A 19,036-nucleotide genomic window follows, 5' to 3' on the forward strand; every position below is an offset into this window, starting at 1 on the left:
ATACCCGCCAGCGCCTGCGGATGCTCGTCGGCCGGGTGCGCGCGGAGGCCCTGCGGCGGCCGCTGGCGGCCGCCGGTGTGCTGCTGGCGCTGGGCGCGCTGCTCGGCGCCGGCGCGCGCAGCGTGATCGGCATGGCCCAGCTGCAGGCGCTGCAGGCCGCCGAGGCGGCCCGCCAGGGCGAGGTCGCGCGCATCCGGCGCGACGCCCAGCGCGAGGTGAATGCGCTGGCCGCGCGGCTGGCGGAGCTGCAGGCGCAGGCCAACCGCCTGAACGCCCTCGGCGCGCGCCTGACCCGTGCCGGGGAGCTGGCCGACGGCGAATTCGACTTCGACAAGCCGGTCGGCCAGGGTGGCGGCGGTACCAGCCGCGACATGCCGGCGGCCGAACTGCGCCAGCAACTGGACCAACTCGAGGACGACTACCGCCGCGCCGACACCCAGTTGTCGGTGCTGGAATCGCTGCTGTTCAACCGCCAGCTCGACCTGGCCGCGCTGCCCTCGCGCGCGCCGATCGCCGGCAGCTACGTCACCTCCGGCTTCGGCGGCCGCGCCGACCCGTTTGGCGGCGGCTGGCAATTCCACCGCGGCATCGACTTCGAGGCGCGGATCGGCGACCCGGTGCTGGCGGTGGCCGACGGCGTGGTCAGCTTCGCCGGGGTGCGCTCCGGCTACGGCAACGTGATCGAGATCGACCACGGCAACGGCTACGTCACCCGCTATGCCCACAACTCGCGCCTGGAGAAGCAGGTCGGGGACCTGGTCCGGGCCGGGCAGGAGATCGCCAAGGCCGGTTCCAGCGGGCGCTCGACCGGGGCGCACGTGCACTTCGAGGTCTGGCAGGACGGGGTGGTGGTCAACCCGCGCAAGTTCCTCGGCCACAACGACGCCCTCGCCAGGCACGGGCCGCAGCGCGGCTGACAACGCGCAGGGGCTTGCGTCCGCCGCGGGCCGCCTCCAGCTACACTAACGACCCTCGAACGGGCGCCGGGCGCCCGTTTTCGTTGTCATGCCATGCCGATGCCGCGCCGCCGGCGCGCATCCCCCGGAGACCCCAGACCCATGCTCAACTCCCTGCTCACCGGCATCTTCGGCAGCCGCAACGAGCGCCTGCTCAAGCAGCTCGGCGGCATCGTCCGCAAGATCAACGCGCTCGAGCCGCAGATGCAGGCATTGTCGGACGAGGCGCTCAAGGCCAAGACCCCGGAGTTCCGCCAGCGCATCGCCAACGGCGAGTCGCTGGACAAGCTGCTGCCGGAGGCGTTCGCGGTCTGCCGCGAGGCCTCGGTGCGGGTGTTCGGGATGCGCCACTTCGACGTGCAGCTGATCGGCGGCATGGTCCTGCACATGGGCAAGATCGCGGAGATGCGCACCGGCGAGGGCAAGACCCTGACCGCGACCCTGCCGGTCTACCTCAACGCGCTGGAAGGCAAGGGCGTGCACGTGGTCACCGTGAACGACTACCTGGCCCGCCGCGACGCCGCCCAGATGGGCCGCCTGTATGCCTGGCTCGGGCTGAGCACCGGCGTGGTGTACCCGGGCATGCCGCACGGCGACAAGCATGCCGCCTATGCGGCCGACATCACCTACGGCACCAACAACGAGTTCGGCTTCGACTACCTGCGCGACAACATGGCGCTGGCCAAGGAGGACCGCTACCAGCGCGGCCTGCACTACGCGATCGTGGACGAGGTGGACTCGATCCTGATCGACGAGGCGCGCACCCCGCTGATCATCTCCGGTCCGGCCGACGAATCCCCCGAGCTGTACGTCAAGGTCGACGCGGTGGTGCCGCGCCTGTCCCGGCAGGAGAAGGAGGACAGCCCGGGCGACTACTGGGTGGACGAGAAGCAGAAGCAGGTGCACCTGTCCGAGGCCGGCCAGGAGCACGCCGAGCAACTGCTGCGCGAGGCCGGCATCCTCGGCGCCGACGACAGCCTGTACGCGCCGCAGAACATCCACGTGGTGCACCACCTGAACGCCGCGCTGCGCGCGCACGCGCTGTACCAGCGCGACGTGGACTACATCGTGCGCGACGGCGAGGTGGTGATCGTGGACGAGTTCACCGGGCGCACCCTGCCCGGGCGGCGCTGGTCGGACGGCCTGCACCAGGCGGTCGAGGCCAAGGAGCGGGTGCCGGTCCAGCGCGAGAACCAGACCCTGGCGTCGGTGACGTTCCAGAACCTGTTCCGCATGTACAAGAAGCTGGCGGGCATGACCGGCACCGCCGACACCGAGGCCTACGAGTTCCAGAACATCTACGGGCTGGAGGTGGTGGTGATCCCGACCCACCGCCCGATGATCCGCAAGGACCATTCCGACCTGGTGTTCCTCAACAAGGCCGGCAAGTACCGCGCGGTGGTGCGCGACATCCAGGAGTGCGTGGCGCGCGGCCAGCCGGTGCTGGTCGGCACCACCTCGATCGAGGTCTCCGAGCTGCTCAGCGAGCAGCTGCGCAAGGCCGGGATCCCGCACGAGGTGCTCAACGCCAAGCAGCACGAGCGCGAGGCGCACATCGTGGCCCAGGCCGGGCGCCCGGGCGCGGTCACCATCGCCACCAACATGGCCGGGCGCGGCACCGACATCGTGCTCGGGGGCTCGCTGGAGGCGGAACTGGCGGCGCTCGGCGAGGACGCGCCGCAGGCCGAGAAGGACCGCGTGCGCGCCGAGTGGCAGCAGCGCCACGATGCGGTGGTGGCCGCCGGCGGCCTGCACATCATCGGCACCGAGCGCCACGAGTCGCGGCGCATCGACAACCAGCTGCGCGGCCGCTCGGGCCGCCAGGGCGACCCCGGTTCCAGCCGCTTCTACCTGTCGCTGGAAGACAACCTGATGCGCATCTTCGCCGCCGACTGGGTGCAGAAGGTGATGGCGCGGATGGGGCTGAAGGAGGACGACATCATCGAATCGCCGCTGGTGACCAAGCAGATCGCCAACGCGCAGCGCAAGGTCGAGGCGCACAACTTCGACATCCGCAAGAACCTGCTCGAGTACGACGACGTCAACAACGACCAGCGCAAGGTGGTGTACGCCCAGCGCGACGAGCTGCTGGAGGCCGACAGCATCAAGGACAGCATCGACGCCATCCGCGCCGACGTGGTCGCCGCGCTGGTCGAGCGCTTCGTGCCGGCCAACTCGGTGGACGACCAGTGGGATCTGCCGGGGCTGGAGGCGGAGCTGGCCTCCGAGTTCGGGCTGCAGCTGCCGGTCGCGCAGTGGCACGCGCAGAGCGACGAGCTGGACGCCGAGCAGATCCAGCAGCGGGTGCAGGACGCGGTGGCCGAGCTGTTCGCGGCCAAGGAGGCGCAGATCGGCGCGGAGACCATGCGCATGCTGGAGAAGCACGTGATGCTGAACGTGCTCGACCAGAACTGGAAGGAGCACCTGGCGCGGATGGACTATCTGCGCCAGGGCATCCACCTGCGCGGCTACGCCCAGAAGCAGCCCAAGCAGGAATACAAGCGCGAGGCGTTCGAGCTGTTCTCCGAGCTGCTGGAGCGGGTCAAGCGCGAGGTGATCTCGCTGCTGGCGCGGGTGCGTATCCGCGACGAGGCGGAGATCGCGCGGATCGAGGAGGCCGAGCGCGCGCAGGCTGAGCAGGCGGCGCGGCAGATGCAGTTCCAGCATGCCAGCGCCGGCGGCTTCGGTGCCGACGAGGAGGCCGCCGCGGTCCAGGCCGGGGTCGCGCCCACCGGCTACGGCGAGGAATACCGCCGGATCGGCCGCAACGATCCCTGCCCGTGCGGCAGCGGCAAGAAGTACAAGCACTGCCACGGCCAGCTGGCCTGAGCCGGGCGCGCCGGTGAGCGCCGCCGCGCCCGCGCCCGGCGACCTGCACGTGGTGGCCGCGGTCCTGCGCGATGGCGACGGGCGGGTGCTGCTGGCGCAGCGCCCGCCGGGCAAGCCGTTGGCCGGGCTGTGGGAGTTTCCGGGCGGCAAGGTCGAGCCCGGCGAGGCCCCGGCGCGGGCGCTGGCGCGCGAACTGCGCGAGGAACTCGGGTTGCACGTGCGGCCCGGCGCGCGCCTGATCCGGGTGCCGCAGCAGCGCGCGGACGGGCGCCGGCTGTGGCTGGACGTGTTCGCGGTCGGGGCGGACGCCGCCCCGCGCGCGCTGGAAGGGCAGGCGCTGGCCTGGGTCGCGCCGGAAGCCTTGCTGCAGCGGCCGATGCCGCCGGCCGACCGCCCGGTGGCGGCAGCGCTTTGCGACCCGCCGCACTATCTGGTCACGCCCGTCCCCGGCGCGGACGATGCGGCCTGGCTGGCGGCGCTGGAGGCCGCGCTCGTCGCCGGCGTGCGTCGATTGCAGCTGCGCGCGCCGGGACTGGCACCGGCGCGCTGGGCGGCGCTGGCCGCGGCGGCGGTGGAGCGCGCCCGTGCGGCCGGGGCGCAGGTGCTGGTCAACGGCGATCCGGTGCTGGCGCAGCGGCTGCACGCCGGCCTGCACCTGCGCGCGGCGCAGCTCGCCGATCCGCGCACGGCAGAGATAGCGGCCGCGGTGCACGCCAGCGGACGGCCGCTGGCCGCCTCCTGCCATGCTGCCGAGGAGCTGCGCGCGGCCGAGGCCCTGGGCTGCGCGTTCGCGGTGCTCGGCCCGGTGGCCGCGACCGCCAGCCATCCCGGCCAGCCCGGGCTCGGCTGGTCGGCCTTCGCTGCCCTGCGCGCGCAGGCGGCGCTGCCGGTCTATGCGATCGGCGGCCTTACGCCAGCGGATCTCGCCATCGCCCGTCTGCATGGCGCGCAGGGCATCGCCGCGATCCGCGCGCTGTGGCCCGCGCCGGTCGCGCCCGCCGGCTAGGCGCCGGGCGTGGGGCCGGGGTCGGCTTCCGCGAGCGCGGCCAGATGCCGGTACAGCCGGTCGAGCACGGCGACCTGCGCGTCCAGCGCGGCCTCCGTGCCGGTGTTGGCGAGCACGTCGTCGGCGATCGCCAAGCGCTGTTCGCGGCCCGCCTGCGCGGCGAGCATGGCCGCCGCCAGCGCGGCGTCGATCCCGTCGCGCCGGCGCAGCCGTTCCAGCTGGACCTCCGCTGGCACGTCCACCACCAGCACCCGTGCCAGCCACGGCCAGGCCGCGCGCCCGCCTTCGGCCAGCAGCGGGATCGCGGCCAGTGCGTACGGCCCCGCCGCCGCGGCGCAGGCTGCCTGCAGCGTGTGCCGCACGTATGGATGCACGATCGCCTCCAGCGTGCGGCGGGCCGCGTCGTCGGCGAACACCCGCCGCCGCATCGCGGGGCGGTCCAGAGCGCCATCCGCGGCGAGCACCTGCGGTCCGAACGCGGCGACCACCGCCTGCAGGCCCGGGCTGCCGGGCGCGAGCGCATCGCGCGCGGCGGCATCGGCATCCGCGACCGCGATTCCGCGCGCGCGGAACAGCCGTTCGACCGTGCTCTTGCCGGCGGCGACCCCGCCGGTCAGTCCGACCACGTAGCGGGCCATGCCGGTCCCCAGCGCATCAGGCCAGTCCGGCCAGACGCAGATAGGCGCCCACCAGGTCCTGGCCCCAGAAGAAGGTGATCCAGCCGGCGAACGCGAGGTACGGCCCGAACGGGATCGGGGTGGCGCGGTCGCGGCCCTTGGCCAGCAGCCATAGCGAACCGGCCACGGCGCCCACCAGCGAGGACAGCAGGATGGTCGGCAGGATTCCGTGCAGCCCGGTCCAGGCCCCGATCGCCGCCAGCAGCTTGAAGTCGCCGTGGCCCATCCCTTCCTTGCCGGTGAGCTGCTTGAACACCCAGTACACCGACCACAGGCTGAGATAGCCGACCATCGCCCCGGTCATCGCCGCCTTCTGGCCGACGAACAGGTTCTCTACCGCCGCCACCATGCCCAGCCACAGCAGCGGCAGGGTGAGCTGGTCCGGCAGCAGGCGGGTGCGCAGGTCGATCCCGGACAGCGCCACCAAAAACCCGGTGAACACCATCGCCCCGAAGCCTTTCCAGCCGAAGCCGAAGCGCCACACGCAGACCACGAACAGCAGCGCGGTCAGCAACTCCACCAGCGGGTACTGCAGCGAGATCGGCGCCTTGCAGCTGCGGCAGCGGCCGCGCAGCGCCAGCCAGCTCAGCACCGGGATGTTCTCGTACCAGGCCAGGCGGTGCCCGCAGTGCGGGCAGTGCGAGCGCTCGACCACGATCCCCGGCGGCGGCGGGTCGTACAGGTCGGGGATCTCCAGGATCTCGCGCGCATCGCGCTTCCACTGCCATTCCAGTCGCCGCGGCAGGCGCAGGATGACCACGTTGAGGAAGCTGCCGACCAGCAGCCCGAGGCCGGCCGCGGCGGGATAGCCGAGGCCGGGGTGTGCGTCGAGGAAGGCCATCTGCCGCGGGCGCGCCGGTTACATCACGGTCATGGCGATCTTGAAGATCGGCAGGTACATCGCGACCACGATCGCGCCGACCAGGGTGCCGATGATCACCATCACCATCGGCTCGATCAGGCTGGACAGCGCGTCCACGGTGTTGTTGACCTGCTCCTCGTAGAACTCGGCGACCTTGAACAGCATGCTGTCGAGCGCACCGGCCTCCTCGCCGATCGCGGTCATCTGCACCACCATGTTCGGGAACAGGTTGGTCTGCTTCATGGCCACGTTGACCGGGTAGCCGACCGCGACGTCCTCCTGCATCTTCAGCACCGCCTGCTCGTACACCGTGTTGCCGGTGGCGCCGGCGACGCTGCCGAGCGCCTCCACCAGCGGCACGCCGGCCTTGAAGGTGACCGCCAGGGTGCGCGCGAAGCGCGCGATCGACGATTCGTGGAGCACCTTGCCGATCACCGGGATCTTGAGCAGCATGCGGTCGATGAAGTGCTTGAGCTTGGTCGAGCGCCGGTAGAAGTACATGAACACGGCGAAGCCGATGCCGGCGACGATCAGCGCCGCCCACCACCACTTGACCATGTATTCGGACAGCCCGAACACCATCTCGGTGAACGCCGGCAGGTCGGCGCCATAGCTCTGGAAGGTCTCCTTGAACACCGGCACCACGTAGATCAGCAGGAAGGCGCATACCAGGATCGCCACTGCGATCACCGCGGTCGGGTAGAACAGCGCCTTCTTGATCTTGCCCTTGATGCTCTCGATGTTTTCCTTGTAGGTGGCGATGGTGTCGAGCACGGTCTCCAGCACGCCGGACTGCTCGCCGGCGCGCACCAGGTTGCGGTAGAGCTCGTCGAACTGCACCGGGTACTGGCTGAGCGCCTCGTAGATCGAGGAGCCGCCCTCGATGTCGGCCTTGATGTTTTCGACCATCTTCTTCATCGCCGGGTTCTTCTGGCCACCGGCGATGATCTCCAGCGCCATCACGATCGGCACGCCGGACTTCATCATGGTCGCCAGCTGGCGGCTGAAGCCGGCGATGTCCTGCGGCTTGATGCGCTTGGTCGCGCCGCCGAACAGCGGCTTGGGCTTGGGCTTGACCACGGTCGGGGTGATGCCCTGCTTGCGCAGTTCGGCGCGCAGCAGGTTGGCGCTCTTGGCCATCTGCTCGCCCTTCATCACCTTGCCGCGCTTGTCGCGGCCCTGCCAGACGAATTCCACCAGGGGGTTCAGGCGGCGCGCCTCGGCCTGGCTGCGCGCCTTGTTGATCGCGGCTCTGCGTGCGGACATGTCGGTTCCCTCAGTCCTTGGTGACGCGGTTGATCTCGGCCAGGCTGGTGATCCCCTGTTTCACCTTGTCCAACGCGGAACGCCGCAGGTCGCGGACCCCGCTGTCCAGCGCCGCCTGGCCGATCTGCTGCACATTACCACCGGCCAGCACGATGCGCTGGATCTCCTCGGTCATCGGCATCACCTGGTAGATGCCGACCCGCCCCTTGTAGCCGTCGGTGCAGTCGGGGCAGCCGACCGGCTCGTACACCGTGATCCCGGCATGCACCTCGTCCGGGGTGAAGCCCTCCGCCAGCAGCGCGTGCTCGGGCAGGTGCACCGCGCGCTTGCAGTCGTGCAGGCGGCGCGCCAGCCGCTGCGCGATCACCAGCGTCACCGAGCTGGTGATGTTGTACGGGGCGATGCCCATGTTCATCAGGCGCGCGATGGTCTGCGGGGCGTCGTTGGTGTGCAGGGTGGACAGCACCATGTGGCCGGTCTGCGCGGCCTTCACGGCGATTTCGGCGGTCTCCAGGTCGCGGATCTCGCCGACCATGATCACGTCCGGGTCCTGGCGCAGGAAGCTGCGCAGCGCGGCGGCGAAGGTCATGCCGCGCTTGGCGTTCTGCTGCACCTGATTGACGCCCGGCAGGCGGATCTCGACCGGGTCCTCGACCGTGCTGATGTTGCGGGTCTCGTCGTTGAGGATGCCGAGCGCGGTGTACAGGCTCACGGTCTTGCCCGAGCCGGTCGGGCCGGTGACCAACACCATGCCGTAGGGCTTGTGGATGGCCTCCAGGAACAGCCGCTGCTGCTCCGGCTCGTAGCCGAGCTTGTCGATGCCGAGCTTGGCCGCGCTGGCGTCCAGCACGCGCAGCACCACCTTCTCGCCGAACAGGGTCGGCAGGGTGCTCACGCGGAAGTCGATCTGCTTGGACTTGGACAGGTTGAGCTTGATGCGGCCGTCCTGCGGGACGCGCTTCTCGGCGATGTCCAGCTGTGCCATCACCTTCAGGCGCGCGGCGATGCGCGCGTTCAGCTTGACCGGGGCCTTTTTGGTGGTCTTGAGGATGCCGTCGATGCGGTAACGCACCCGGTACTCGGTCTCGTAGGGCTCGAAGTGGATGTCCGAGGCGCCCTTGCGAATCGCGTCCACCAGCACCTTGTTGACGAACTTGACCATCGGGGTGTCTTCGCCCTTGGCGTCCACCCCGGCGTCGCCGCCGAACTCGTCCTCGCCGCCGCTGACTTCCAGCCCTTCCAGCCCCTCGGCGTCGGCGAGGTCGTCGGCCAGCGCCTCGGCCGCTTCCTGCCACTGGTCGAGGCAGCGGCGGATGCGCTCGGCATCGACCAGGATGGGTTCCACCGCGAGGTTGGTGTGGAACTTGATCTCCTCCAGCGCGCGGTTGTCGGTCGGATCGGCGGTGCCGATGAACAGGCGGTTGCCGCGCCGGAACAGCGGCAGCACGTTGTGCTTGCGCAGCAGGTCCTCCTTGACCAGGGCCATCGCGGTCTGCGCCGGGTCGATCTCGAGCGCATCCACCAGCGGCATCCCGAACTCGACCGCATTGGCCGCGGCCAGCGCCGCCGGCGGCACCAGCCGGCGCTCGGCGAGGTATTGCGCCAGCGGGGTCTTCTCCGCCATCGCCGCGTCCATCGCACGGCGCGCGGCGGCCTCGTCCAGCGCGCCGTCCAGCACCAGGCGGCGGGCGATGCCGGTGATGCCCATGAGGTTGGGTGCAGTGGCTGCCATGGTCGTCGACCTCCCCGGATGCCGAGACTTTAGCGTAACGCCTTGATCCTGCGCAGGTGCAGGCGCGCGATGGACGTCACGGAACCCCTCTGGGCGGGACGGCCGGGGTCGCGGCGAGGATATCCCGGCAGGCATACAGCCAGAACGTCCGCACCGGCGGGGTGGCGAGTGGGTCGCGGAACGACCAGGCCCCGCGGGCAGGCTGCGGCTGCCGGTACGGCAGGACCAGGTAATCGGGGGGCGGGCTGTCTGCGGACGGGGCACAGGCCTGCCGCATGGCGGCGTCGGAGATTTGGCATGGGGCAGGCGGCGAAGAATCGGCCGAGGACGCGGCAGCCAGCATGCAGCGGTCGGCCTCCTCGCGCAGCGGGCGCATCCGATCCATGCGTGCCCGTGCATCCTGCGCCGCCCCCGGGCTGAAGACCAGGCCGCTCAACTGTTGGGGGCTGTAGTAATCGGCGCGGTTGATGACCAGCCAGTTGGCCACCGAGCTGGCCTGCTCCCAATAGACCTGCGCCGATTCCGGCAGCACCGGGCCGAACAGTTCTGGCTGGAAGGAATGGGCCTCCAAGGCTCGGTGCAGCGCGGGGCGGGAGTCCCATCGCAGTCCGGCGTAGGCCGCGAACGGCAGCAGCAAAACCAGAAGCGCGGAGTGCACGACCCGGCCGGACCGCCGCCAGAGGGCACCCAAGCCGAGCACCACTGCCAAGGTCACGGCCGGGAAGGTGAACAGGGCGCGATCGAACGGGAAGGCCAGCAGTTGGAACCGGGCCAGGCGGAATGCCTCCCGGATCTGGCCGAGGTAATCGAAGAAGACGAGGAGCACGGCCAGCGCTGCCGCACCGCCGAGCAGGACGCGCATGACGGGCCGCAGCCGAGGTTGCAGCCGTGGCCACCCAGCATAGACCAGCGCGACCGGCACCCAGGACCAGCCGGGCACGCCATAGGCCAGCGTGAGTGCCAGGGCGAGCAGGCCCAGGCGTGGCCAGTCACGGGCTGCGGTGTCGCGTTGCAGCAGTACGCCGATCCAGGCCATGGCAAACCAGTGCGCCAGCCAGTGCACACGCCAGAATTGCAGGCCGGCTGGCAGCGCCAGCCGCAGGACGTCGACCAGCACGAGATTTGCCAGCAGGGCCAATCCCAGGCCCAGGAGGGCCCCCATGCTCCAGCGCCGCGCATCCCCGGCGAACTGCCGCGCGGCATAGAGCAGTACCGCTGCATCGAAGCCCACGGCCTGCAGGTCGGCCGTGCGCCAGCGGTCGAGGAACAGTTGCCCGGTCACTTCGTGTGCCAGTTGCTGCATGGCGGGATCCATGCGTAAGAACAGGCCGCTGAAGGGCCGGACGCCCACCAGCCCGAGCGCAGCGAGAATCGGCAATGCCCATAGCACATGCAGCCAACGCCGATCCCCCAGCAGCAGCCAGAGCCAGGCAATCAATACGGCGGCCAGGGCCTGCAGCGGGTGCAGCAGTGCCGCCAGCAGCAGGCAAGCGGCGGCGCGCGCCCAGTGGCGTCGCGTCAAGAGTGCGATCGCCAGCAGGCACAGTGGCTCGGCGTACAGGCGCGGCGTGAAGTAGGGCTCGGCGTAGCCGAAGATGCGGTAGGCGCCATAGGCAGTCGGCAGGCACAGCAGCGCCATCCACGGCAGCCAGCGCTGGCCCGATGGCAGCAGGCTGCGCAGCGCATACCAGCTGGCGGCGGCGAAGAACAGCAGCCCTACCGCCGTGCCCCACAGGAACAGGGCGCCGGCATCGATCCGATCCAGCGCCCACGCCACAAGATGCGGGAACAGGGTGTATTGGCCCTGGCTGCCATGCACGAAGAACAGGTCGCGGTCGAGGATGCCGGGCAGGCGTAGGCGCAACGCCTCACCCAGGTACAGCACGGCATCGTGGTCGATCCCGAAATACCCCTGGACCATGAACAGCAGGGTGAGACCCAGCAATGCGGCGGCGGCCACGGTCAATGGATCGGGAGCGTGGCGAATGGTCGGGGCGTTCATTGAGGAGTATGCCTGTCCAGATCGGCCATGATCGCCGGGCAGGCATACAGCCAGAATTCCACTGCGGTCTCACCGGTTGCCGGGTCCTTCACTTGCCAATGCCCGAGCGGGGCCTGCGCTTGCCGGTACGGCAGGATCAGGAAATCCGGCGGTGCTGGAGTACCGGGTGCGCAGGCATGGCGCAAAGTGGCTTCGCTGATCCGGCAGTGTGCGCGCTCCTGCGCCGGCACCGAACGATCCTGGCAGTACATGTCCTCCTCGATCACCGGGCGCATCCGTTCCAGGCGCAGGCGGCCCTCGCGCGGGGTTCCGCGGTTGAACACGGAGCCCGCCAGCTGCCAGGGGCTGAAGTAGTCCGCGCGCGTCAGCGTCGTCCACACCGCGGGGTAAAGCGGCGGGGCCCAGAACACTTGGGCGTGATGGGGCAGTGCTGTACCGAACAGGGCGGGGGCGGAGGCGTTCGCTTCCAGTGCGCGCGCGACCGGCGAGCGCGCGTCCCAGCGCCACAGGCCAGCCGCGAGCAGCAGCAGCGCCAATCCTGCCAGTAGCAGGTGTACGAAGCGGCTGGGGGTGGTCTGCCACAGCCACACGCCGAACAGGGGCAGGCCGAGTGCGAGCAATGGATAGGCCAGCAGGCGGCGGTCGAAGGCGTACCACTCCAGTTGGAAGTGCGCGATGCGGAATGGCAGCCATTCTTCTGCGATGTAGGCGGCCAGCAGGCCGAGCTGAGCGACCCAGGCCAGCATCCCTAGCGCGCGCCGGAAGCCGGGGCTCATGTGCGTGGAAAGCCATGGCCACACGGCATAAACGGCCAGGACCGGAATCCAGGCCCACAGGAAGCCGCTAGCCGCCATCGCCGCGGCCAGCGCCAGGATCGAAGCCCGCTCCCACTGGCGCGTGGACAGGTCGCGGTAGAGCAAAACGCCAACGGCCCCGTTGGTCAGCACCTGCCCCACCCACTGCACCCGCCAGAGCTGCAGCGCGGTTGGCAACGCCAGTTGCAGCCAGTCTGCGAGTGCGAGGCTGGCACCCAGTCCGATCGCGATCGCCAGCAGGCCGGCACGGAACCCGCTGGCGATGCGGGGCTGCGCTCGCCAGTACACGACTGCCAGCGCGAGCATCGCGATCTCGAAGCCCAGCGCCGCCCAGTCCTGCGGGGTCCGCAGCGTGAGGTAAAGCTGGGGGGTGAAGTCGCTCAGGTCCTGGTGCCAGGCCGGATCGATCGCCCGGTACAGGCCGTCGAACGGCCGGATCCCGGTGAATCCGAGCAGCAGGATCGGCAGCCCGAGCCAGGCGAGGTGCAGCCAGCGGCGATCCTGCTGCACCAGCCACAGCCAGCCGAACAATGCACCCGCGATGGCCTGCAGCGGATGCAGCGTGGCCGCCAGCAGCACGCAGAGCCCCGCCAGCAGCACGCGGTTCCGGACCAGCCAGCCGAATGCAAACAGGCTTAGCGCCTCGGCCCATGGGCGCGAGGTCAGGAAGGGCTCCGCATAGCTGAAGACCCGGACCGTGCCGTAGGCGCTTGGCAGGCAGAGCACGGCCAGCCAGGCCCAATAGGCGCTTCCGCGCGGCAGCCAGCGGCCGAGCCAGAACCAGGCGGCGGCGGCGAAGGCAAGCAGGCCGAGCAGGCTGCCCGCCATGAAGATCGCCGGGAGGCTGGCCCAGGCATGCAGCCGCGCGACCAGTTCCGGCAGCAGGGTGTAGCTGTCCTGGCTGCCGTAGGCGAAGAACAAGTCGCGTCCGAAGATATCCGGATGCAGGCGATGCAGGGCCTGCCCGAGGTATAGCCCGCTGTCGTGGTTGATGCCGGGATAGCGTCGGATCAGCAGCAGCATGCCGATGCCGGTGGCGGCGGCTGCGGCGGCCTGCAACTGGCCAGGGTGCCCGGTCATGCGCGCTGCAGGCGTGGTCATGCGCGGTTCCTTGCCCACGGCAGAAAGCTGTCGCTGTGATCGCCGGCGCGACGGGGCCGCATGCACTGGCTGCTCTTGCTGATCGCGATGTTCTGGACTGATGCGCCAGGGACGCCGCTGCCGCCACGGGTCGCTGTCCGGGGCATGCCTGTCCCGGCGGCGCCGTGCGGTGGACGCAGGCAGGCCATCCCGAGCCGCCGGCCATCCACGGGGCGGCCTAATTCCATGTCCCGAGTGGTATGCCGGGTATGCCGGCATGCGTGGGCCGCACAGCAGCGATCGGCAGCACCAGTGATCATTGCTCACCTCGGTGTTCGCGGCCAACGGACTGGTGGCGCAGGAGGAAGGTGACGCGCCCGTGCAGCAGGTAGCTCAGAGGCGCATTGGCCAGGCTCAGGAGGATGCTCGCAGGGACTGGCCGAAGCCCTGCATATTCGACCAGTAGCACCAGAGCCAGCGAGTTCATCGCCAGGCTGACCCCGGATACGCCGAAATAGCGCAGCAGGCCGCTGTGCAGGCCGACCCGGGTGGACGCGAACACCATCCGCCGCGAGGCGAGGTAGGCCACGGTGTTGATGCCGATGAAGATCGCGGCGAAGGCCAGCAGGTAGGGAATGCCCAGCAGGTCGACGGCGACGTAGAGCAGGGAGATGGAGAGCGCCGCAGACAGGCCACCGATCAGGACGAATCGCGTCAGACCGAGATGGAACAGTCCCCGCAGGTAGCCGTGGACGGATCCGGGTTGCCGCGGTGGCGATGCGATGCCGGTCGTGCGCGATGGGCGGCCATCACTTCCGGCCGGGTTGGAATGGCGCATGGGCAGATCGGGTTTCATGGGTGCGGCTGCAGGTTGCCCACGGCCCGGAACGCGAAAGCGTAGTTCGGGCGCTCGGTTGGCGCGAGCAGCGGTGCGGAGGCGTGCAGGCCGAGCCCGCGGAGCAGCCCGACCAGATCGTCCGGAGCGATCAGTCGGACGTGGCGATCGCCGGTAATGTAACGGTCGGCATACATGCTCGCCAGCGACACCAGGTGGCCGGGTGCCACATCCTTGATGATCAAGGTCCCGCCCGGCTGCAGAAGACGCACACAGTCGTGCAGGAATGTGGTTCTCGCATCGGCCGGGACATGATGGACGACGTCGCTGACGAGGACGCAGGCGGCCGGCGCACCGCCCTGGGCCAGGTAGTCCTGGATGCTGGTGCCGGCGCGGATTTCCACGCGCGGTGCGATCTCGGGAGCCAAGAATTTGCCGACCTCGGTCTTGAGATCGAGCATGGTGGCGGTCAAGTCCGGGCGCACGCGGAGGATGGCATCGAGCACCGCACCATCGCCGCCGCCGACGTCAATCAGATGGCAGTCGGAAGAGATTGCGGCCTGCAGCTGTTGCGCGCACCGACCCACGTTCATGAACAGGGCGCGATAGGCATCGCAAAGTGGCCGCTCGAGGGGGCCGGCGAGCCCGCGGATGAAAGAGCCGACTGTCATGCGGTGTCCTAGACGTGGATGTCGACGATGTAACCGAAGCCCAGTGCAGGGACGATCCGCTCGAGTCCGCGGAGCGTTTTTTCGGCGATGATCGCGACCTGCCGTAATGGCGGTCGGCTGCGCAGGATCATTTCGGTGGCGAAGAACTGGTAGGGCAGGATCGTCCAGCCGGCAAAGCCGGCACGCACGCACAGCGTGTTCAATGTCTTGAAGGTGAAGACCTGCAAATGATCAGGATGCTGCACCTCGCGGCGCAGGATGCCGAGCAGGCAGTTCGGCAGACTGCAGCCGTTCGGCGTGGAGAGGATGAGGGATTTGCCGGGGTAATGGCGCTTGATCGACGTCAGGAACGCCAGCGGGCTAGGCAGGTGCTCGATGAACTCCCCGGCGACGATCACCTCCGGCGTGAATCCACCGGTTGCTGCCGGGCTGGGATCACTCGCGTCCGCACGGAGGATCCTTGCGTTGTCCGCGGTGCGTAGGCCGTCACTGGGCAGGCTTTCCGACAGGTCGAGCCCGAGCACTTCGGTGGCAACCGTGGCGATCCGCCCGTGTAGCCAGTGCTGGGTGTCGCGCTTGATCAGCGCGGTTTCGTCCAGGCAACCCAGGTCGAGTACGCGCCGCCCGCGGCAGCGCTCGGCGATATAAGCGATGCGATCCACGGGCGCGCGCACGGGCAGGCGCTCGAAATGGGTATAGCGCAATGTCCTGCTGTCCATCGGGCGGGCCTCGGCGTACGCCATGTCATTTCGAATAGGCTGGATAACTGAAACGGTACAGCCCCATCAGCGCCCGGGCGACCGGTTTCGGCCATAGCTGCTCGAAGACAAGACGGTCCTCCCGTTCGCGAGCACCGTCCTGGATGCAGTGCTGGGTTTCGCTGGCGGCATGCACCCGCCGCAATAGTAGATGCTTGCGAATCCTGAGCAGGGGGTGCTGCCTTGCAAGTTCGATCCAAGCCAGCCAGTCCATGTTGGTGCGCAGGTCCCGGCGGAAGCGGAAGTCCGGTGCGACTGCGCGGTTGAAGGTGACCGCGGCGCATAGGATGGGGTTACCGAATCCCAAGAGCAGGCGCCGGCGCAGGGCCCCATCGATCCGATCGCTGCCCAGGCTGGCGGCGCCCACCAGCGCCGACTTCACCCACTGGTTCAGCCGCCCGCGGCGCGGGCGGCCGTCTGCGAAGATTTCCCGTGCATCGCCGAAGGACAGCGCCACATCCGGATGCCGTGCATGGGCGGCGATTACCGCTGCCGCGAATTCCGGCAGGTACACGTCATCCTGGTGGACGATGGTCACCAGCGCGCAATCGGTGGCGGTCAGCGCGGCGTTCCAGTCGGCACCGATCCCGCCGCGATCGGCATGTACGTGTAGCGCGGCCCCATGGCGGGCGGCGAGTTGGTGCAGGCCTGCGAACGGCGTTGAGGTGCTGATGACGAGCGGGGAGCGGACCTGCTGTGCATCCAGCGAGCGCAGGCAGTCCTCGAGGTGGGGCGAATGCCCATAGGCGGCGACGACGAAGGCATGCCGCAGCGACATCAGAGTGGTTTTGCCGGGATCAGGCGCAGCGCCTCGAAGAAGAAGCCGGCGAGCGCCAGTTCCCCACCCATGGCCATCGCGGTCACCGAGGGCACGACCCAACGCATCGTCGCCCGCGGATCGAGTGCACCGTAATCCACACCGGCCCACAGCTGCAGCGCGTGCAGCGCCATCCCCAGCCCGGCCAGGAACAGCAGGCCCCCGGCGATCAGCGCGTGTTCCAGGGTGAAGCGTGCTGCCCAGCGCTCCTGCCCCGCATCGACGGGCAACCATCCGGCGCGCATCCCCAGAAATTTCGTGAATGCCGCCAGCAGGAGCATCTGGAATCCCAGGATCATGCCAGCCCCGGCATAGGCCATGGTGTGGATGTCGAGTGCGACCCGGTGTGCCGCAATCAGGGCCATGGCGACGCCGCCGGCCGCAAACAGGATGCTGCCGGGCAGCAGGTACAGCCAGCGCGGGCTATAAAGCAACAGGAATTTCAGATGCCGCCAGCCGTCGCGCCAGGTGCGCAGGTGCGGCGGGCGTGAACGCCCGTCGGGAGAGAGGGTGACCGGGACTTCGGCGATGCGCAACCCGTGCAACCCGCTCTTCACGATCATTTCGCTGGCGAATTCCATCCCCGGCGTGCGCAGGCCCAGGCGTGCGATCGCCGCCTTGTCGAAGCCGCGCAGCCCGCAGTGGAAGTCACCGACCGGGATCCGGTAGAACAGCCGGCCGAGGAAGCTCAGGACCGGATTACCGAGGTATTTGTGCAGGAAGGGCATCGCACCCTTGGCGATCCCGCCGCGGAAGCGGTTGCCCATCACCAGTTCATGCCCCTCGCGGAGCTTGCCCAGAATCCCGTCCAACCGGGAGAAGTCGTAGCTGTCGTCGGCATCGCCCATGATCACGTAACGCCCGCGCGCAGCCGCGATCCCACCGATCAGCGCGGCGCCGTAGCCGCGCTCGGCGACTGCGACGACGCGCGCGCCCTCCCGCTCGGCGATCGCCTGCGAGCCGTCGCTGCTGCCGTTGTCGGCGATCAAGACCTCCCCGTCCACCCCGGCGCGGGCGAGGAAGGATCGGGCCTTGCGGACGCAGGTCGCCAGCGTCTCCGCCTCGTTGAGGCAGGGCATCAGGATGGTCAGTTCGAGGCTGTCGTCAGTCTGCATGGGAGGGCGTGTCGCGGGCGGCGGGGGCAGACCAGGTGGCGCCGCGTTCATCCGCGTGCTGCAGCGTGGCGTTGGGCGCCAGCTTCCGCACCAGCGCGCGATCCGCGGCGAAGTCGGTACCGACCATGCGCAGTACGTGCCCGCGGTCGGCGGGATAGTTGCGCACCAGATCCATCGTATACAGGTTGGGGCGGTCGGCGACGAAGACATAGGACATGCCGTCGCCAGAGACCGGTGGCTGCATCGCGATGGCTTCGGAAATCGTGGCGCGCGTCGTCCACAGGAAGACCGGGGTGGCCAGCAGGCCGGCGGTCAGCGCGACCGCCGGCAGCGCGATCTTGCCAGGTGTGGCGCGGATGGCGGCGACCGCGGTGGCCACCGGGATCAGTCCCCAGGCCGGGTGCAGGTAGCGGTAGCCCCAGCCGTGCCCCTGGTCGAACGGGATGAAAAAATAAAACGCGAACATCAGGGCGAACGCCGCTAGCAGCAGGCGTTCGATCGCCGAGGCCGGCCGCTGCAGGCAAGCCAGCAGCACCAGCCCGGGCGCCGTCCAGATCAGGGTTTTCCAGAGGGCGTAGGCGCGTACCGTCAGCAGCGCCGGGGTCGGCAGCACGAACAGGCCGCCCAGCTTGTGTGTCCATGCTTCGATGAGCGTCAGGTGCTCGGTACCGGTGGACGCTTGGCGCAGCCCCATGGCGTCGGTCGCCAGCACCCAGCCGAGCAGCAACACCAGCAGCAGGGGCAGGTAGCCGAGCACGAGCGCGGGAAGGCGCCGGCGGCGCTGCGCATCCCATGCCAGCCACAGCAGGACCGGCAGTGCGAACAGCGCGTGCGGGACCGGATTGTGCAGCACCAGCGCCAGGCTGCCGACGGCGCCGGCCAGTGCCGCCGACTTGTGACTTGGCCGCAGCGCCAGCCACAGGAACAGCAGGTTGAGGGTCAGCAGCCCCGGCATCGCGTAGTAGGACAGCGTATTGACCGTGTACTGCGGGCTGGCCAGTGCCGCCAGCATCGCCCAGCCGCGGGCCTGCGGCTGGCGGCTGGCCTGCACGGCCAGATCGCCCAGCAGCCACAGCCCAAGCGCCCCGAACAGCGGGTTGAGCAGCCACTCGCCGCCGAACAGCGCCAACGGCGCCATCAGCAGGGCCAACCCCGGCCAATAGGCGGACGCGGCCTGTCCGGTCGCCGGGTTGACCAGGATGAACCAGCCCTGGAAGCCCTTCGGTACGACCCGGTCGAGCAGCGTCGGCGGGTAGCGGATCGCCAGTTCCCCATCGGCGAAGATCCGCGCCTGCAGCACCGGTGCGTATTCGTCCATGGCCAGCGGAAAGCCCTGATAGACGATGCGCGCCAGCAGCGCCAATCCCATGAATGCGACCACGCTGCCTGCGACCGGATGGCATGACAATTCGTCGGCGAGTCGCGCCGCTGCACGCCGTAGGCTCGGGATCAGAAGCGCAGCCAGCAGCGCCACCAGCATCGCAAGGCCGTTGCCGACGTCGTTGTAGAACAGCAGCCGGTAGTAGATCAGGTAGTCGTGTGCGCCGAGGCCGGGTAGCCGTCCTAGCCACAGAGCCACGGGCGCCAGCGCCGCCAGGACGACGGTCAATGTCAG

Annotated in this window: 15 protein-coding genes; 3 read left to right on the plus strand and 12 right to left on the minus strand. The window is 69.4% G+C overall.

Annotated elements, in window-relative coordinates:
• Positions 1-20 precede the first annotated feature (20 nt).
• From ML340_RS05460 to ML340_RS05470, 3 genes are all read left to right on the plus strand, one after another.
• Complete coding sequence (locus ML340_RS05460; RefSeq protein WP_240097712.1) at positions 21-917, plus strand: M23 family metallopeptidase; 897 nt, start codon at positions 21-23, stop codon at positions 915-917.
• A 141-nt stretch (positions 918-1,058) separates the two neighbouring features.
• Positions 1,059-3,785 carry a preprotein translocase subunit SecA gene (gene secA / locus ML340_RS05465; RefSeq protein ID WP_240097499.1) on the plus strand — a complete coding sequence of 909 codons (2,727 nt, stop codon included), beginning with the start codon at positions 1,059-1,061 and terminating at the stop codon, positions 3,783-3,785.
• A gap of 13 nt (positions 3,786-3,798) precedes the next feature.
• Positions 3,799-4,791: a Nudix family hydrolase gene (locus tag ML340_RS05470; RefSeq protein WP_338064413.1), complete on the plus strand. Its 993-nt coding sequence runs from the start codon at positions 3,799-3,801 to the stop codon at positions 4,789-4,791.
• On the opposite strand, the gene coaE is transcribed toward ML340_RS05470, so the two are convergent.
• The 12 genes from coaE to ML340_RS05530 all read right to left on the minus strand — a co-directional run bounded on the left by coaE (position 4,788) and on the right by ML340_RS05530 (position 19,030).
• On the minus strand, positions 4,788-5,429 hold the full coding sequence (gene coaE, locus ML340_RS05475; RefSeq protein WP_240097501.1) for a dephospho-CoA kinase: 642 nt from the start codon (positions 5,427-5,429) through the stop codon (positions 4,788-4,790). The two genes, ML340_RS05470 and coaE, sit on opposite strands and share 4 nt — an antisense overlap.
• A 16-nt stretch (positions 5,430-5,445) precedes the next feature.
• The gene (locus ML340_RS05480) at positions 5,446-6,309 is read right to left on the minus strand and encodes a prepilin peptidase (RefSeq protein WP_240097503.1); all 864 of its coding nucleotides are present in this window, start codon (positions 6,307-6,309) and stop codon (positions 5,446-5,448) included.
• Between the two features lie 18 nt (positions 6,310-6,327).
• The gene (locus ML340_RS05485) at positions 6,328-7,596 is read right to left on the minus strand and encodes a type II secretion system F family protein (protein WP_240097505.1); all 1,269 of its coding nucleotides are present in this window, start codon (positions 7,594-7,596) and stop codon (positions 6,328-6,330) included.
• Between the two features lie 10 nt (positions 7,597-7,606).
• The gene (pilB, locus tag ML340_RS05490; protein ID WP_240097507.1) at positions 7,607-9,328 is read right to left on the minus strand and encodes a type IV-A pilus assembly ATPase PilB; all 1,722 of its coding nucleotides are present in this window, start codon (positions 9,326-9,328) and stop codon (positions 7,607-7,609) included.
• A 76-nt stretch (positions 9,329-9,404) separates the two neighbouring features.
• Positions 9,405-11,330, minus strand: a complete 1,926-nt coding sequence (locus ML340_RS05495; RefSeq protein WP_240097509.1) for a hypothetical protein — start codon at positions 11,328-11,330, stop codon at positions 9,405-9,407.
• On the minus strand, positions 11,327-13,246 hold the full coding sequence (locus ML340_RS05500) for a hypothetical protein (RefSeq protein ID WP_240097511.1): 1,920 nt from the start codon (positions 13,244-13,246) through the stop codon (positions 11,327-11,329). The genes ML340_RS05495 and ML340_RS05500 overlap by 4 nt, the downstream gene beginning before the upstream one ends.
• 295 nt (positions 13,247-13,541) lie before the next feature.
• A complete protein-coding gene (locus tag ML340_RS05505) occupies positions 13,542-14,081 on the minus strand; it encodes a GtrA family protein (RefSeq protein WP_240097513.1) in 540 nt (179 codons plus the stop codon).
• Positions 14,078-14,731, minus strand: a complete 654-nt coding sequence (locus ML340_RS05510; RefSeq protein WP_240097515.1) for a methyltransferase — start codon at positions 14,729-14,731, stop codon at positions 14,078-14,080. Before ML340_RS05510 ends, ML340_RS05505 begins: the two co-directional genes overlap by 4 nt.
• A gap of 8 nt (positions 14,732-14,739) precedes the next feature.
• Positions 14,740-15,474: a methyltransferase domain-containing protein gene (locus tag ML340_RS05515; protein ID WP_240097517.1), complete on the minus strand. Its 735-nt coding sequence runs from the start codon at positions 15,472-15,474 to the stop codon at positions 14,740-14,742.
• 1 nt (position 15,475) lies between these two features.
• Positions 15,476-16,267 carry a glycosyltransferase family A protein gene (locus ML340_RS05520; RefSeq protein ID WP_240097519.1) on the minus strand — a complete coding sequence of 264 codons (792 nt, stop codon included), beginning with the start codon at positions 16,265-16,267 and terminating at the stop codon, positions 15,476-15,478.
• Entirely contained in the window at positions 16,267-17,421 is a 1,155-nt protein-coding gene (locus ML340_RS05525) for a glycosyltransferase family 2 protein (protein WP_240097521.1), read from the minus strand. The genes ML340_RS05520 and ML340_RS05525 overlap by 1 nt, the downstream gene beginning before the upstream one ends.
• Positions 17,411-19,030: a hypothetical protein gene (locus tag ML340_RS05530; RefSeq protein ID WP_240097523.1), complete on the minus strand. Its 1,620-nt coding sequence runs from the start codon at positions 19,028-19,030 to the stop codon at positions 17,411-17,413. Before ML340_RS05530 ends, ML340_RS05525 begins: the two co-directional genes overlap by 11 nt.
• Positions 19,031-19,036 lie beyond the last annotated feature (6 nt).

Source organism: Thermomonas flagellata, from assembly GCF_022419185.1.
Classification (GTDB): domain Bacteria; phylum Pseudomonadota; class Gammaproteobacteria; order Xanthomonadales; family Xanthomonadaceae; genus Thermomonas; species Thermomonas flagellata.